Origin of the sequence: Prevotella sp. LMAG:51, from assembly GCF_008680225.1 — a bacterium.
Taxonomy (GTDB): domain Bacteria; phylum Bacteroidota; class Bacteroidia; order Bacteroidales; family Bacteroidaceae; genus Prevotella; species Prevotella pectinovora.
The window spans coordinates 45,862-62,907 of sequence record NZ_NALQ01000018.1 but is presented as its reverse complement, the minus strand read 5'-3'; the positions used below and the strand labels follow the sequence as shown (position 1 = coordinate 62,907).

15 protein-coding genes and 1 tRNA gene are annotated in these 17,046 nt (G+C 50.2%); 7 read left to right on the top strand and 9 right to left on the bottom strand.

Features of this window, described 5'->3' with window-relative positions:
• Window positions 1-586: 586 nt before the first annotated feature.
• The 3 genes from CCC32_RS06430 to ald all read left to right on the top strand — a co-directional run bounded on the left by CCC32_RS06430 (window position 587) and on the right by ald (window position 3,886).
• Entirely contained in the window at window positions 587-970 is a 384-nt protein-coding gene (locus tag CCC32_RS06430; protein WP_287073148.1) for a response regulator, read from the top strand.
• Between the two features lie 15 nt (window positions 971-985).
• Window positions 986-2,497, top strand: coding sequence for a sensor histidine kinase (locus CCC32_RS06425; protein WP_287073146.1), 1,512 nt, complete (start codon window positions 986-988; stop codon window positions 2,495-2,497).
• A gap of 282 nt (window positions 2,498-2,779) precedes the next feature.
• On the top strand, window positions 2,780-3,886 hold the full coding sequence (ald, locus tag CCC32_RS06420) for an alanine dehydrogenase (RefSeq protein WP_022317653.1): 1,107 nt from the start codon (window positions 2,780-2,782) through the stop codon (window positions 3,884-3,886).
• Between the two features lie 256 nt (window positions 3,887-4,142).
• On the opposite strand, the gene CCC32_RS06415 is transcribed toward ald, so the two are convergent.
• The 9 genes from CCC32_RS06415 to rlmN form a co-directional block, all read right to left on the bottom strand.
• Complete coding sequence (locus CCC32_RS06415; protein ID WP_042518743.1) at window positions 4,143-5,804, bottom strand: putative transporter; 1,662 nt, start codon at window positions 5,802-5,804, stop codon at window positions 4,143-4,145.
• Window positions 5,805-6,096: 292 nt separating this feature from the next.
• Window positions 6,097-6,170: transfer RNA gene (locus CCC32_RS06410), tRNA-His, on the bottom strand.
• Between the two features lie 92 nt (window positions 6,171-6,262).
• Window positions 6,263-6,634 (bottom strand): preprotein translocase subunit SecG, encoded by a 372-nt coding sequence (secG, locus tag CCC32_RS06405; RefSeq protein WP_287073143.1) that lies wholly within the window; start codon window positions 6,632-6,634, stop codon window positions 6,263-6,265.
• 9 nt (window positions 6,635-6,643) lie between these two features.
• Window positions 6,644-7,399 (bottom strand): DUF8458 domain-containing protein, encoded by a 756-nt coding sequence (locus CCC32_RS06400; RefSeq protein ID WP_044064760.1) that lies wholly within the window; start codon window positions 7,397-7,399, stop codon window positions 6,644-6,646.
• A 70-nt stretch (window positions 7,400-7,469) separates the two neighbouring features.
• Complete coding sequence (locus tag CCC32_RS06395) at window positions 7,470-7,967, bottom strand: LptE family protein (protein WP_287073233.1); 498 nt, start codon at window positions 7,965-7,967, stop codon at window positions 7,470-7,472.
• A gap of 70 nt (window positions 7,968-8,037) precedes the next feature.
• On the bottom strand, window positions 8,038-9,291 hold the full coding sequence (locus CCC32_RS06390; protein ID WP_044079493.1) for a sigma-54 interaction domain-containing protein: 1,254 nt from the start codon (window positions 9,289-9,291) through the stop codon (window positions 8,038-8,040).
• 68 nt (window positions 9,292-9,359) lie between these two features.
• A complete protein-coding gene (locus tag CCC32_RS06385; protein ID WP_287073140.1) occupies window positions 9,360-10,355 on the bottom strand; it encodes a lysylphosphatidylglycerol synthase transmembrane domain-containing protein in 996 nt (331 codons plus the stop codon).
• A 24-nt stretch (window positions 10,356-10,379) separates the two neighbouring features.
• Complete coding sequence (gene pdxA / locus CCC32_RS06380; RefSeq protein WP_022317646.1) at window positions 10,380-11,495, bottom strand: 4-hydroxythreonine-4-phosphate dehydrogenase PdxA; 1,116 nt, start codon at window positions 11,493-11,495, stop codon at window positions 10,380-10,382.
• A gap of 45 nt (window positions 11,496-11,540) precedes the next feature.
• Entirely contained in the window at window positions 11,541-12,584 is a 1,044-nt protein-coding gene (gene rlmN, locus CCC32_RS06375; protein ID WP_287073137.1) for a dual-specificity RNA methyltransferase RlmN, read from the bottom strand.
• 751 nt (window positions 12,585-13,335) lie between these two features.
• Between rlmN and CCC32_RS06370 the strand changes: the two genes are divergently transcribed.
• From CCC32_RS06370 to nudC, 4 genes are all read left to right on the top strand, one after another.
• Window positions 13,336-14,040: a hypothetical protein gene (locus CCC32_RS06370; RefSeq protein ID WP_287073136.1), complete on the top strand. Its 705-nt coding sequence runs from the start codon at window positions 13,336-13,338 to the stop codon at window positions 14,038-14,040.
• A gap of 242 nt (window positions 14,041-14,282) precedes the next feature.
• Complete coding sequence (locus CCC32_RS06365; protein ID WP_262503099.1) at window positions 14,283-14,408, top strand: hypothetical protein; 126 nt, start codon at window positions 14,283-14,285, stop codon at window positions 14,406-14,408.
• 66 nt (window positions 14,409-14,474) lie between these two features.
• Window positions 14,475-16,214: a bifunctional metallophosphatase/5'-nucleotidase gene (locus CCC32_RS06360; RefSeq protein WP_287073133.1), complete on the top strand. Its 1,740-nt coding sequence runs from the start codon at window positions 14,475-14,477 to the stop codon at window positions 16,212-16,214.
• A gap of 31 nt (window positions 16,215-16,245) precedes the next feature.
• A complete protein-coding gene (gene nudC / locus CCC32_RS06355) occupies window positions 16,246-17,034 on the top strand; it encodes an NAD(+) diphosphatase (protein ID WP_287073131.1) in 789 nt (262 codons plus the stop codon).
• The last annotated feature ends 12 nt before the right edge of the window (window positions 17,035-17,046 follow it).

The following is a 17,046-nucleotide window of genomic DNA, read 5'->3' as shown; positions in this document are numbered from 1 at the left end:
ATTTTCTGCATTTATGACTTGCAGTTCTAAGATGCCGTATTCATCGGTATAGATAACGACCGGACTGCAAAGATATTGCTCTGTCATGTTTTTTTGTTCATTCCGGCATAATGCTTTGAAATAACAAGACTCATTGCTGTCCGGTATAATTCTTCACGAAATGGGCAAGCACCGTGCCCAAGTGGGGCAAGCACGTTGCCCATGTTGGGCAAGCACGTTGCCCCAAGTGGGCACGGATACTGCCCGGAATGTGCCCAAAACATTCATGGAACGAAACCGCTGGAAAGGAATGCAATAGCTGCATGGTCTGATGATACTTCCATGATACTTCCATGATACTTCTTTGTAAGGATAACGGAAAAGTATCATTCACGCAACACGCTCTCTTTCAGAGACATAAGCTGAAATCAATGGCTGAAAATGATACTTTGACACTTTGTTTCAGGAAAACAATTCCATGTAAGTGAACTAATTTCTCAAAAGAAGAAGAATATGACAAACGTTTTTACAAAAAAATATTACATACAAATAGTGTTTAATTGAAAAAAGAATTATCTTTGCATGAATACTTGAAAAAAATAAGTTTATGAAAAAATGCAAGATACTGATCGTTGACGACATTCCTACTAACGTAACGCTGATCTCTACCATAATAAAAAAGAAACTCGATGCCGACTCCGATACCGCACTGAGCGGAGAGGAGGCTCTGAAAAAGATTGAATCCTTCAACCCGGACATCATAATCCTTGACCTCATGATGCCGGGCGTTGACGGATGGGACGTGATTCGCAGCGTGAGGAGCAAACATGGCAAAGACGAGGTGGCGATAATCGTGACATCGGCAATAACAGACGAGGTGAACATGGCGGAATGCTATGACCTGGGGGTGAACGACTTCATCGAAAAGCCTATCCTGCAGAACAAGCTGCTCGACACGATTCGCCGACAAGCGGAAATAATCCTGGGATAGCCCATCATGAGGGGAATGACGAGACACATAAGAACGGGACTGCTGGTCCTGACCGTGTGCGTCATGGCATTGTCGCATGCCAACGCCGCTTTCGCACGAGAAGCCAAGAGGATTCTCGTGATAACCTCGTATAACCCCGACACAAAGAGGATTGCCCTCATCACCGACTTCACCCTGGGCGGACTCGCCATGCAGACCCACGTGATAAGACACATGAAGCGCCACAAGGATATAGAACTGGTGCTGCTCGACGGAAGGAGCAACACGATGTTTGAAATCTGCAACAAACTGAAGAACCTCAACGGGAAGAACACCGTGTTGTGGCTCGGCACATGGCGCATAGACAGCAGCGAGAACTATAGTCTGACAAGCACCGACGACGTGTTGAGAAAGGCAAACCCGCAGATTCCGGCATTCTCGCTGTCGTCAACCGGAATGGGCAACTGGGCGATAGGAGGATACACACCGGAATATACTCCACAGGGAAAGATGCTTGCCGACATGGCAATAGAATATCTCTACGGCAAGAAGACAAGAGGGAGCCTCTTCCATATCATACCGTCTACATATACCTTCTACCAGAAAATGCTCGAAGCCTTCAATAAGGAAGATGCCGAACTGCCACAAGACGCCGTGGTGCTGAACACAGCGACACACTTCTTCTCGGCAAACAAAAGCATTATATTGCCAACACTCGCTGTATTCGCTTTCCTCGCCATCGCCCTGGTTCTCGCCATATACTATCTCTTGAAGATGAAAAGACTGAGAGACGCTCTCGAAATACAGAGCGAGGAACTGAAAAGAGCGAAGGACATAGCAGAAAGAGCAAACAACGTGAAGACTTCGTTCATCGCCAACATGAGCCACGAGTTACGCACTCCGCTGAACGCCATAGTGGGATTTGCGAATCTTCTTGAAGAGGACGACTACGAGGAGGAGGAGAAGAAGCAGTTCTGCCACGTGATAAAGGAGAACTCGGACATGCTGCTCAACCTGATAAGCGACATCCTCGACATATCGAAAATCGAATCAGGCAAACTGCCTATCAGTCCGGAGGAATGCGACGTGATAGCCCTTAGCCGAACAAGCATACTGTCGGTGAAACACGCCAGCAAACTGGAAGATGTAGAATACATAGAGGATTTCCCCAGCGACGAGAGACTCATGATATACACCGACCCGATACGACTCAAACAGGTGATGATAAACCTGCTGTCGAACGCCAGCAAATACACCAAGAAGGGATTCATAAAACTCACCATACGCCCTGACTACGACACCGACTACATCACGTTCGCCGTGACTGACACAGGCTGCGGAATACCTGAGGACAAGGCGGAAATGGTGTTCGGACGGTTCGTGAAACTGAACCAATACGTGCAGGGCACCGGTCTGGGACTGTCTCTATGCAGGGTACTGACAGAGAGCATGGGCGGCAAGATATGGCTTGACACATCGTACACCAACGGCACACGTATGGTGTTCACTCATCCCCTCAACCTGAACAAAACGAGTCGGGGGGGGTAAAAATGAGGAAACTGAAAAAAGTGCTGAAGGAGATATAGACGAGTTGACGAGTTAACGAGTGGACAAGTTAACGAGTTGGCAGGAAGGCGTCACGAATATCAAGATGAGCGAAGGACAGAGACAACACATTACACAAATGCATCATTTTGCAAAACCAACCAATCAAAACGTATAGTTTTAATATAAAAATGTTACTTTTTTAACCGACACAAATACAAGTAATCCGATTTTTTCATATATTTACGGCGGAAAAGCGATGTCTAACCTTAAAACCACATCATTATGAAGATCGGTATTCCAAAAGAAATCAAGAACAACGAGAACAGAGTCGGCATGACACCTGCCGGAGTAGCAGAACTGATACGCCATGGCCATCAGGTAGTGGTGCAGCACACAGCTGGAGAGAACAGCGGATTCAGCGACGACCAATACGAAAAGGTGGGGGCTGCCATACTGCCCGACATCGAAGCGGTGTATCAGGAGGCGGAGATGATAATAAAGGTGAAGGAGCCTATCGAGGCTGAATACAAACTGATAAAGAAGGACCAGCTGGTATTCACATACTTCCACTTCGCTTGCGACCGCCGGCTCACCGATGCCATGATTGAGAGCGGTGCCGTGTGTCTGGCATACGAGACTGTGGAAACCGACAACCATCAGCTGCCGCTGCTTATCCCTATGAGCGAGGTGGCAGGACGCATGGCTACGCTGAACGGTGCTTACTATCTGCAGAAGACCAAGGGCGGCAAGGGAAAGCTCATCAGCGGTGTGCCGGGAGTAGACCGCACGAAGGTGCTGATACTGGGCGGCGGCACCGTGGGAGAGGCTGCGGCGAGAATGGCATGCGGACTGGGTGCCGACGTATGGATAACGGATATCTCGCTGCCAAGACTGCGCCAGCTCGAAATGGAACTTCCGGTAAACGCACATACACTATACTCCACTGAACATAACATCAGAATGATGCTGCCAGACACAGACATCGTGGTGGGCAGCGTGCTCGTGCCGGGAGACAAGGCCCCACACCTCATAACAAAAGACATGCTGAAGATCATGCAGCCGGGAACGGTGCTCGTTGACGTGGCAATAGACCAGGGCGGATGCTTCGAGACATCCCGGCCAACGACCCACTCAGAGCCTGTATACACCGTGGACGGCATCGTGCACTATGCCGTTGCCAACATTCCGGGAGCGGTGCCAAACACTTCAACGACGGCGCTGACAAACGCTACGCTGAGATATGCCATCGCACTTGCAGACAAGGGATGGAAAAAGGCATGCAAGGATGACCCGGCATTATACAGGGGACTGAACATCGTGAACGGCAAGGTGACATTCAAGGCTGTGGCAGACGTGTTCGGACTGGAATACGAGCCAGTGGAGCTTTGAAAAAGCATAGAACATATAATGTGACATCATGGGAAAGCAAAGATGCCGCATCGTAGTGATAAGATGTGGCGTCGCGGAAAAAAGCCAGAAGGGAAAGAGATTTCATATCATCACGATATGATTCTCTTTCCCTTCCATTTTTGATATTGGAATACGACAAGCGGAAAGCCGCCTGACAAATCCGTTCTCATGAAAAAACAAAAGACTGCAAGCAGTTGTAAAATATTACATTGAACGACCTAATGACCATTTGGGATTAAACCAGGAACATTATTATCACCTGGGCAATGATAACCCTGACAAACATGCCGAGAGGATAAACCGAAGTGTAGGCCACTGATGCCCTGTCGCCCTTGATGGTCTCGTTGGCGTAGCTCAATGCCATAGGGTTTGCCATGGCTCCGCAGAGCAGACCGCAGATAGTGCCGAAGTCGAACTTCTTGGTCTTCAGGGCTATCACTCCAATGATGATAAGCGGCAGAACGGTGAGCAGGAATCCCACTCCCACCCACAGCAGTCCTTCAGGACGGATTATAGTGGCGAAGAAATCCTTGCCGGCAGCAAGTCCGAGACAGGCGAGATAGAGCGACAGTCCGAATTTGCGCAGCATGAGCGATGCCGAACGTGTGGTGTAGCTGATGAAATGCGCTCTCGAGCCTAACGCTCCGATGATGATTCCCATAATGATCGGACCTCCGGCAATGCCGAGCTTCACCGGTGTGCTCATGCCTGGGATGGAGAACGGTATCATGCCGACAGCCAGTCCCAGCAGCAGTCCGAAGAAGATGGCACTGAGGTTTGGCTCGTTGAGATCCTGTATGGCGTTGCCGAGGAACGATGCGGCATGGTTGATGTTGTCTGGTGTACCTACTACCGTTACGCGGTCGCCATACTGCAGATGCAGGGAGTCAGTGGCAAGGAGCTTGATGTCACCACGCATCACGCGGCTGATGTTTACCCCGTATATCTGTCGCATGTGGAGCGAACCGAGGGGCTTGCCGTTCAGCTTCGTGCGTGTCATCACCACCACACGGCTCTCAACCGAGGAGTCGATGGCATTCCAGTCGATATGGTCGCGGTTCCAGTTCTTTTCCACCCTCTTGCCGAAGAGCACCTCCATGGCAGACACCTCGTCGCGCCTTGTCACCACGAGCACGTTGTCGCCAGACTGGATAATAGTGGAGGCATTGGGAACGATGACGTCATCGCCACGCCAGATGCGAGACACGATGAAGTGGTTGTGGGTCATCTGCGACACCTTAGCCAGCGTCTTGCCGGCAATGGCAGGGTTTACCACCACGAACTGACCGACAAAGGTCTGGTCTTCATCATTTGCATTGTGAGGCTGCAGGTCGTCGGGAGTGACGAAGAACTTGCGCAGCAGTATCATAGCGAAAATCACTCCCACTACACCGAGGGGATATGTAACGGCGCATCCCAGGGCAGCACCGCTACTCGACAGGTGTGCATTGGACAGAGCCTGCTGGGCAGCTCCCAAGGCTGGGGTGTTGGTGGTGGCTCCACAGAGTATTCCCACCATATCCGGCACGCTGACCGGCAGCACGAGGCACAAAGAGAGTGCCATCACCGTGCCCAGGGCTATAAGCGCCATGCTCCACGCATTGAGCGACACGCCGTCATGGCGCATCATGCCGATAAAGTTGGGACCTACATGAAGGCCGAGCGCATATACAAACAGCGACAAGCCGAGCGTCTCGGCAAAATTCAGCATCTCTGGGGATGCCGAGAGATGCAGACTACCTGCCACGATGCCGATGAAGAAGACAAATGCCACACCAAGGGATATTCCTCTGATGTGGATCTTGCCGAGGGCTAGTCCTAATGACACAATAAGGGACAACACGACAATGCTCTGCACGGCAGAGTGTATCGTGAAAAGACTTTCAATCCATTCCATTTTTGCTTTCTTAAAACCTGTTGTTATGTAACAGAAATCTCTCTGGGCTGCAAAGGTAATGGAAATTTTCCGATTTTGAGTGTAAAACGGTAATGCTTTTTGAAATAATGGTTTATGGTGACGAGCTGACAAGGTGACAAGATGAAGAGGACAAATAAGATGAAGAGGACAAATAAATCCGCTGACCCAAGATACGAGGTGACGAGGACAGAAGAGTTGAGAAGATACGAGGTGGCGTTGCACAAACCTTATACAACGAAAAAAGGAAGCCTCTTAAAGACTTCCTCTTCTGGGTGGCTGGTGGGGCTCGAACCCACGACATTCAGAACCACAATCTGACGCTCTAACCAACTGAACTACAGCCACCATGTAAAACGCTTAGTGTTTCAAAGCGAGTGCAAAGGTACGTGATTTATTTGAAACTTCCAAATATTTCACGTACTTTTTTGCTTTTTTCTTTATTTTCCCTGTGCCGGAGCTGCTGGAGCTGCTGCTGGAGCACCCTGTGCCGGAGCTGCCTTCTGGGCTGCGCCGAAGCCTTGCACGTTGTTAGGATTTGTCTGTGGAGCCTCTGTAGCGTTCTCCATCACGCTCTGTGAGCCATCTGCCTGAGGAGCAGTATATGCGCAAACCACGCTGAAAACAACCAATGAGATTGCCAGTCCCCATGTAGCCTTCTCAACGAAGTCTGTGGTCTTGCGTACACCCATGATTGAATTTGATGAAGAGAAGTTTGATGCCAGACCACCTCCCTTAGACTCTTGTATCAGGACGATAGCTATCATCAGCACTGCTGCCAAAACGATAAGAATTAAGAATAATGTGTACATTTTCTTTTGTTATTTGTATTTATTATTTATTATTAATTTCTCCAAGAAGCGAATTTGGTCTGCAAAGTAAACATTTTTTTTTGGATATTTCAAATTTAATCGCTTAATAATTTCCAAAGCCTTTGAATATTGTCCTTGTTTTATGTAAATTCGCGCCAAAGTCTCGGTAAAGACCCCTTCATCGCCATCATTTTCCTCTGTCTTGTCGTATTCTTCGGGTGGACTGTCGGGAGCGTCAGTCAGTTCTATCTTTCCTCCCTCGTTGTTGATGAAGTTGTCTATGAGGTCTTGTCCCTTCATGTGGGGATTGGCCTTCTCTGCCTCTTTTTCCGCCTCGCTCTCTGTTTCGAGCAGGTATGACACATAGTCTACTGCAGCGTCTGCCGGAGTGGGCTTGCGTCGTGGCGCCGAGTTGTCCGTCTCGTCGCCATCGTCGGGCAGGGTGTCGAGGAATTGGTCGATGAGCGATATCGTACGGCTCTCGCCTTCCTCTGAATGGTATTTTTTCTGTGTCTTCTCCTCGGCATTGCGCAGCTTGTAGTGGGCAGCCTCAACGAGTTTGAAGACTACACGGCGGTCGGTGAAATACACTGATGCCTTTCTGAGTTCCTCGTCGAACGACTGGCTGTGGAGCACATACAGATTCTGGAGCATGAGCAGCCTCGCCGTCTGGTAATATGGATACAGGGCCACGAGGGAACGCAGGTCGTACAGCGTTTCCTTGTCCATCATCTCCGGGTGTTTTATCAGTTGCCCTAAATCCATATTCTTGTCGTCGGTAGTTTTATCTTGTTAATATATAGGTCTTTGTTATATCTTGCCGGTTTGTCACATCCTACCAGTTTGCCACTGTAGCGTTGAAGATCTGGTCGGTGATGTCTTTCACCATCTGCGTCACACATTCCTCTTGTACGGAGTTGAGCGACTGGCGGCTGTCGTAGGTGGTGGTGGCAGTGAACTGTCTTTCGAAGTCCTCGCTATGGTTGGCGTTGTTTGTGAACCTCACGTTTACCGTCATTGAGAGTTCCACCTGTGCCGACTCGCCCTGTGCCGTAACTGCCTTGTTTCGCTGTGAGTATTGGGTAATTTCTCCCTCCACTTTCAGGTCGCCGTTTCTCTTCACCTGTATGAGTCTGGTATGGTTGGCATACTGGTCTTTCAGCTGATTGTTGAAGATGCTCGCCATCGGTCCCCACACATAGCTTGAGCGTATCGGGAAGTCGGCGATCTGTATCGTCTTGGTCTTGTTGTAGTCGATGCTCGCTCCATTGAACTTATACGACACGCTGCATGCCGTGATCACCATGGCGATGATTGCCACGGCAATGGTCATTACACCTTTATTATATACGGAGAGTCTGCGGCTCTCTTTGTTTCTTGATTTCATTGTCTTCACACTATGGTTATTTGTCGAGTCCATACTGTCTGATTCTTCTATACAGAGTGCGGTCTGAGATTCCCAGTTCCTGTGCCGCCTTCTTCCTGTTTCCGCCGTTCTTTTCGAGGGCTTTCTCCAGCATGTGGCGTCCCACGTTCTCCAGGTTCAGGCTTTCAGGTTCAGAAATCTCCTCTGCCACGGCATCCTGTACGGAGGGTTCGATTGTCTGCCTGCTGTTGACATCACCATGCTGCTGCGGAATAATGGCTGGCACAGTATCGGAACTGCCGAAATGCTCCAGCCGGCGTGGTGCGTCGGAATGTCCCCCATCCACTTTCTTCTTCAGTTCATCCACCTCTCTTCTGAGGTCGGCCACGGTACCTCTCAGTTCATAGAGGATTTTGTACAGCAGGTCGCGCTCGCTCTCATACGAGTGCTGTTCTCCGCTGCCGCCGTTTCCTCCCATGGCAACGAGCTGCGTCGTCTCCGGGTCTTGCGGGATGTAATGCAGCAGAGTCTCTGCCGTTATCAGCCTTTGCTGCGAGAGCACCGACATCTGTTCCGTGATGTTCTTCAGCTGTCTCACGTTTCCGGGCCACTTGTATTTGAGCATCATAGCCTGAGCCTGTTCGTCGAGCGTTATCTTCGGGAAGTTGTATTTCTCCGCCATCTGCATGGCAAAGAGTCTGAAGAGCAGCAGGATGTCGTTGCCACGGTCGCGCAGCGGCGGCATCTGCACCGGGATGGTGTTCAATCTATAGTACAGGTCTTCTCTGAAGCGTCCCTGGCTCACCGCCTTGCGCATATTCACATTGGTGGCGGCTACGATGCGCACGTCGGTCTTCATTATCTTCTGACCTCCCACACGGATATACTCTCCCGTTTCTAACACTCTCAGCAGCCTTGCCTGTGTGGCAAGCGGCAGCTCCCCCACTTCGTCGAGGAATATGGTGCCCTTGTTTGCCACTCCGAAATATCCTTCGCTCTCTCCTATGGCTCCTGTGAAGGAACCTTTCTCATGGCCGAAGAGTTCGCTGTCGATGGTGCCTTCCGGTATGGAACCGCAGTTTATGGCGAAGTATTTCTCCCGTCGTCGTGGCGAGTTGTCATGAATTATCCTCGGTATAATCTCCTTTCCCACGCCGCTCTCTCCGATTATGAGCACAGACAAGTCTGTCGGCGCCACCTGCAAGGCGACGTCGAGCGCACGGTTCAACGCATCGCAGTTTCCCACGACGTTATAACGTTGCTTTATTTTCTGAAGATCTGATGTATTCATATAATTGCGACAAAATTACACAATAAAATCCACTCTTCGGCAGTGTGTTTTGTTTTTTTGTCTTTTTATTACTTTTTTGTTCTTTCCATCTTTATCAGCATCAAGCCGATTGCCGTCCATATCAGCTCCCTTATCCTCACTATCAGCGCCACGAAGATGCCGCTGCTTGCCGCCATGGCGAGTCCCGACGCCGAGAGCATGAATCCTCCCTCACGGCCTCCGAGCTGCAGCGGGATGAAGAAGAGGAGGTTGGCGAAAAGCGACGTGAACGCCAGGATTATGACGCACGACGGATAGCTCACCTCCGGCATTATCACGAGCAGCACGAACATAATCTCGAAGCTGGACAGGAAACGGCAAAGCAGTTCGAGAACCACTGCCGAAACGAACGACACGGGATTCTGCTTGTGGAGCGCCGCTATCTGGGTGTCTATCTCCCGGAGTTTGTCGCCCTGCTTCTCCATCAGGCGGCGTGCCCATTTTCCCATCCACGGCATCTTGCTCAGCCATCGTGTGAGCATCATGGCGAGACCTTTCTTGTATCCGCGCATGAAGAACCAGATGCCGAGCATGCAGAATGCCGTCGTCAGAGCGAGTATCACGGCGATGGGCATCGTAGGAGACTGCGTGATGAGATATATACCCACGGAGAGAAGCCAGAACCAGAAGTGGCTGAAGATGTGGGTCATCACATAGAGGATGACCGACGAGGAGGCTCTCTCCGTTCCGATTTTCGGTGCCAGCTCCATGATGCGGTATGCCTCGCCGCCCATCAGTCCGCCGGGTGTGGCGTAGTTGAGGGCGAAGCCTGACACCGTGACCTTATACAGCCACCAGAACGAGAATGGTGTCTTGTCTTTGCCGCTGCCGCCCTGACGAATGATGACATACCACGACAGGGTGTTTATGACATATAGTCCGAGCCAGAGCGCCACGACGGCAAAGAACCAGTATCCTGCTCTCTGCAATCCGCTCCTCACCTCTCTGAAGTCGAGCTGCGTCACCATTATGACGAGCACCACGAGTCCGAAGACGAAGAAACCGTTTTGGTATTTCTTGCTCATCTATGGAGTTCTCCTATACTTCTATCACTCTGCCGCAGGAGCCTTTGGCTTCTGCTTCGGCACAGCGAATCTCACTTTCTCGCTGTCGTCTCTTCTCTCATGATACAGTTTCTTGAGAGGATCCTGCAGCGGTTCGTCGTAGTTGATGCGGTTTCTGAATATGTCGATGGCATCGTAGACAGCCTGACGGAAAGACGCCTCATCGGCAACGCCCTTTCCGGCGATTTCATACGCCGTGCCATGGTCTGGCGATGTGCGCACGATAGGCAGTCCGGCAGTGATGTTCACTCCCTCGTCGCCCACGATGGTCTTGAAAGGAGCCAGTCCCTGGTCGTGATACATGGCGAGCACTCCGTCGAATGCCGTGTATGTGCCATGACCGAAGAATCCGTCGGCGGCGAATGGTCCGAAGACGTCAATACCGGCATCTGACAGTTCTTCTATTGCCGGCTTGATTACCGTCTCTTCTTCCGTGCCTATCACTCCGCCGTCACCGGCATGAGGATTCAGCGAGAGTACGGCGATGCGTGGTGCCGACACGTTGAAGTCTCTCTTCAGCGCCTTGTTGAAAATGGTGCATTTCTCCACTATCGCCTCCTTGGTTATCGCCTGTGCGATGTCCTTTATCGGCAGATGGGTGGTGACGAGCGCCACTCTCAGCTGTCTTCCGGCAAGAATCATGAGTGCCTTCTGGCCCTCTCCCACTTTCTCCTCGATATATTCGGTATGTCCGCAGAAATGGAATCCTTCGCCCTGTATGTCGTTCTTGTTTATCGGTGCGGTGACGAGCACGTCGTAGCCTCCGCCTGCAAAACCTTCCATCGCCCTGTCGAGGGCTTTCAGCGCAGCCATTCCGGCTTCTTTGGTCGGCATTCCCATATCCACCTTCACGTCTTCGTCGAAGGCGGTGAGCAGGTTCACCTTTCCGTCTACGGCATCCTCCACCTTATTTATTATAGTGAAGTTTGCCTGTATGCCGAGTGCGTTGCGGTGGTATGCCGCCACCTTTGGCGAACCGTATATTATCGGTGTGCAGAGTTCAAGCATCGTCGGTTCGGCGAAGGTCTTGAAAATCACCTCATATCCTATTCCGTTAGTATCGCCGTGTGTTATGGCGACTCTTATCTTTCTATCTTCCATTGCTGTGTATATTCTGTTTTGTAAGTATCTGGTATAGTAGTTATCTTATTTCTCCTCACCGCTTTCCTGCATGCGCTTGGTGCTGAGCAGTCCGCAGGCTGCCCAGATGTCCTGTCCGCGGCTCGCCCGAATGGTGGTAAACACGCCGTGTTTGGTGAGATAGTCGCGAAACGATGCCATCTTCTCATCACTCGCTCCATGCAGGTCCACATTCGGTATCTGATGAAAGCGGATGAGGTTGACCCGGCATTCCAGTCCTTCCACGAGTTTCACTATCTCTCTGGCGTGCAGCATAGAGTCGTTGAGTCCTCCGAACACGATATATTCGAACGAGAGTCTGCGCTGGTGGGTGAAGTCATACTGGTGCATGAGCGCCACCACGTCTTTTATCGACATTCCCTTCTCTGCCGGCATCAGCATGGCGCGCTGTTCGGGTATCGGCGAATGCATGCTTATCGCCACATGGCAGTCGCTCTCGTCGAGGAATCTCTTAAGCTTGTTTTTCACTCCCACGCTGCTCACGGTGATTCTCTTCGGACTCCAAGCGAAGCCATAGTCGGCGGTGAGCACCTGCGTCACTCTCAACACATTGTCGAGATTGTCCATCGGTTCTCCCTGCCCCATGAACACCACGTTGGTCAGCTTCTCCCTTTCGGGCAGCGAATATATCTGGTTCAGTATGTCGGCAGCGGTGAGGTTACCCTCGAAACCCTGTTTTCCGGTCTGGCAGAAGAGGCAGTTCATCTTGCATCCCACCTGCGACGACACGCAGAGCGTAGCCCTGTCGCCATCGGGGATATACACCGTCTCGACAAACTTTCCGCTTGCCGTGGGGAAGAGGTATTTTATCGTTCCGTCAACAGACTTCTGACAGTCTATCGGATCCATGCTGCCCACCTCATAGCGGGCTTTCAGCTTCTCCCTGTTAGCCTTCGATAAGTTTGTCATCTCGTCGATGTCGCGCACTCCTTTCCCATAGAGCCATTTTGCCATCTGTGCTCCGGTGAATGCCGGCATCCCGAGTTCCTTAGTCGCATTTTTCAGCTCGTCGAGCGTCATTGCGACAAGCGGTGTCTTGTTTTCTGCCATTTGTTTTTATCGTATATTTACGTCTTGTTCTGATTTGCAAACTTACTAATAAATTCTGACATGCACAAGATTTTCACACAAATCCATATCGGTTTACGGCAGAATAGCGCAACACAATAGCGCAACATTCCACTACGGGCTGCCGGCATCTGCCCTGACTGCCTGTTCCGCGGATGAAGAAAGAAGTGTATCTGACGAACATTGGGGATGTTTAGTGACGGTGAAAAAAAATAACTTGGTATGATTTGAGCCTCATATTTCTTGAGATCTTTTCTTCATTCAAAGAGGGAATATAGCGGGCTATATGCACGATGGGAAGGATGAAACTTGCCAAAAGATAAGGTTAACACCATATTAAAATGTTACATTTTTTAATAAAATCACGCCAAATTGTTATTACACTACCATTTAAAGTGTTCTTTTGTGCGCTTTTTTTTTGTACAATATAGCCTAACACGCAGAAAAAGCGCACTTTTTATTTAAAAAAATTATTTAAATAACGTATATTTGCAAAAAATAAATACGCGGCGCTCTCGTTGACCTGAGCGACAGAATACGTCGAGCAGCCGACCGCATACAATAAAGCCCCGGTTTTTTTATATTTAGCCGTATTTGAACTATGCCACAAGCAAAACAAGTCATCCTCTCTGACGTAAAAGATCACTCGGGACCACATAACTTGTAGTACCACCTATCGAATACGAAAAGCGATATCACATTCAACAACAAATAAAATATGGAGGGAACAATTATGAAAAGAATTTTACCGGTAATCTTTATGCTCATTACAAGCATCACCGTCTTCGCACAGGAAGACACAAGGATGCTGAAAGAAGGGAGAAGCTGGAAGGTATTGGAAATGTTTTGTGACCGCCCTAAATACGAAACTTATACAGTTTCGGGGGATACTGTAATAAACGGCAAGACATGGAAGAAGATATTAATAGACTACCAAAGAAACGACCACAAGTCGAGCTACACCACCGCAGCTTATGAGGAAGACGGAAAGCTCTATGGCTTATTGGGCGACGACGATCCGTTCTTAATGCTTGATTTCAACAAGCAAAAGGGCGATTATCTTTACGAAGGAGTAACTTACGGACCTGTAGTCACCGATGTTGACTACATCACAGTCAACGGAGTAACCCGCAAACGTATCACTTTTTCTGAAAGTGGATCGGACGAATACATATGTTGGGTAGAGGGTATTGGAGCGACGATGGCAATATGGTCTGGCGAAAGTGCGCTCACAAGCCATATGGAATACTTTCTTGAGTGTTACGATGACGGCAAACTGATATTCTCATATTCCGACTTCGGCAGACCCATGTCCGTCGACGGCGTCTCACAAGACGCAACGAAGAGCGGAGAGAAATATTCCATCAACGGAATGAAGCTCCAGAATGAGCCTGAGAAAGGCATATATATCATGAACGGAAAGAAGATCAGGAAATAAGTCTTGCCGTTTTTTCATAAAACATCGTTCAACCCAAATCGGTCTTGATGACTGGTTTGGGTTGATTGTTTATTGCCTTAACCCGAATCAGTCATCAGGACGTTCGATATTATATTTGACAACTACTTGCAGCAAAACAGTCATTATGCCGTTACCCATAAACCCAAATACAGAAAGCCCACCGCTATAATTGTCAACAAATTCCGCTGAATGTTTTTTTATCCGCCAGTTTTACACTACCTTTGTATAATAATCCTTACAACAATGCTGCTGGAGGTGCTCCACACTTCGCCAAGGCAATGGAAGCATGGCGCAGAAAGGCGCATCACAACGGTCTTGCCCGCCAATGGGAAAGTCTGCTGCAGTAAGAAGGATTTCTACAAACAATAACGAACAAACACCGGAAGCGCAACAAGCAACCGGCAATACAGATTATGAAAATAAGCACACTGATAACGGCAGCGATTGCCCTGGCTGCCACCTGCCCGGCAACGGCACAAGAGACAAAGACCGTGAAACTGAGAATTCTCGAGACGAGCGACGTCCACGGCAGTTTCTTCCCCTACGACTTCATAGAGCGGAGAGACGCCAAGGGATCGCTGGCAAGGGTCAGCTCATACGTGAACAGACTGCGACAGGAGTATGGCGACAACGTGATACTGCTCGACAACGGTGACATCCTGCAAGGTCAGCCCACATGCTACTACTACAACTATGTGGCTACCGACAAGCGCAACATCGTGTCGGACATCCTGAACTATATGCGATACGACGCCGCCACCTTCGGCAACCATGACGTGGAGACCGGGCACAGCGTGTATGACAAATGGATTGGCGAGATGAACGCACCTGTGCTGGGCGCCAACATCATCGACACCGCCACCGGGAAGCCATACGTGAAACCATACACCATCATAGAGCGCGACGGAGTGAAAATCGCCGTGATAGGAATGCTGACACCTGCCATACCGAGCTGGCTCGGCGAGAAACTATGGAAGGGACTGCGCTTCGACGGCATAGAGAAGTCGGCAAAGGAATGGATAGCACGGCTGAGAGAGACTGAGCGTCCCGACGTGGTGGTGGGACTGTTCCACAGCGGATGGAACGGCGGAATAGAAAACGCTGACTACACCGAGGACGAGACGGAGAACACGGCGAAAAACGTGGATGGCTTCGACATCCTCTTCTTTGGCCACGACCACCACGCAAGGAAGGCGGTGGTGAAGAATGCGGCAGGAAGAGAGGTGTTGTGTCTCGACCCTTCGTGCAACGCCGTGAACATTGCCGACGCTGAAGTGGAGATAACGCTGCGCGACGGCAAGGTGGCAGAGAAGAAGATAACCGGTGAGGTGCGCGACATCTGCAACGAACCCGTTGACTCGGCGTATATGGGCCACTTCGCCAAGGAAATCGACGAGATAAAGGGATTCATCAACGCCCCCATCGGCGAACTTGCCGACACGATATACACCCGCGACTGCTTCTTCGGCAATTCGGCTTTCACCGACCTCATCCACAACCTGCAGTTGGCGATAACAAATGCCGACATGTCGTTCAACGCACCGCTGCAGTTCAACACGAAGCTCAACAAGGGCAAAATCCTGATGAGCGACATGTTCAAGCTATACAAATTCGAGAACAACATCTGTGTGCTGAGAATGACGGGCGAGGAGATAAAGAACTATCTCGAAATGAGCTATGCCCTGTGGACAAACCAGATGAAATCGCCCGACGACCATATCATGCTAATCGACGAGAGGAACACTGGTGACATGCAGAAGTTCGGATTCAAGAACTTCACCTTCAACTTCGACTCTGCTGCCGGAATAGACTATGAGGTGGACGTGACGAAACCGGAGGGCAAGAAGGTGAAGATACTGAGGATGTCTGACGGCAAGCGCTTCAATGCCAAGAAATGGTATCGGGTGGTGATGAACAGCTATCGGGCAAACGGCGGCGGCGAACTGCTGACCAGAGGTGCCGGAATAGCAAAGGAGGAACTGCCGGGACGCACTGAATACGAGAGCAAGCTCGACATGCGCCACTATCTCGCAGAAAAGATAAAGAGCGAGGGAACGATATATGCCAAGCCTAACAAGAACTGGCGTTTCGTGCCGGAGAAATGGACAAAGCCGGCACTCGAACGCGACAGAAAACTGATATTCAAAAGATAAAACAGAAAACTGTTACTCAAAAGACAAAAGAATGAAAAAACTGTTTTTCGTCTTCTGCAAAGGAGACTTGATGCTCGAAAAGCTGCCCGACGGCACTTACACCATACCCTACGGCGAGAACGCCCCCACGGAGACGAAACCGTGGACAAACATGATGAACGTGAGTCCGCTGGGCGACACGGCGGTCTGCACATACTCCATCGACCATCCCGTGACCGACAATCCGAGATATGAGATGTGCGGACTGCGCCAGAGCTACTACAAGATAACCAAGGAACTGTATCTCAAGGCCGGAAAATGCGAAGAACTGCTGTATTGGGACCAGAACACCAAGTTCTGCGGCGTATGCGGTTCGCCGATGAAAATGCACACCGACATCAGCAAGCGCTGCACGGAATGCGGCAAGGAGGTGTGGCCCCAGCTCGCCACGGCTATTATCGTGTTGATACACAAGGGCGACGAGGTATTGCTCGTGCATGCCAGAAACTTCAAGTCCAACTTCATGGGACTCGTGGCTGGATTCGTTGAAACGGGAGAGACACTCGAAGAGGCGGTACACCGCGAAGTGAAGGAGGAGACAAACCTCGAAATCACAAACCTGCGCTATTTCAGTTCGCAGCCCTGGCCCTACCCCTGCGGACTGATGGTGGGCTTCAATGCCGACTACGTGAGCGGAGAGATAAAACTGCAGACCTCGGAACTGGCCCGCGGAGCATGGTTCCGCAAGGACAACCTGCCCACCATCCCCGAAAAGCTGAGCATAGCCCGCAAACTCATCGACGCATGGCTCGAAGGAGAGAATAACAACGGAATGAAATAAGGAACAACAAAT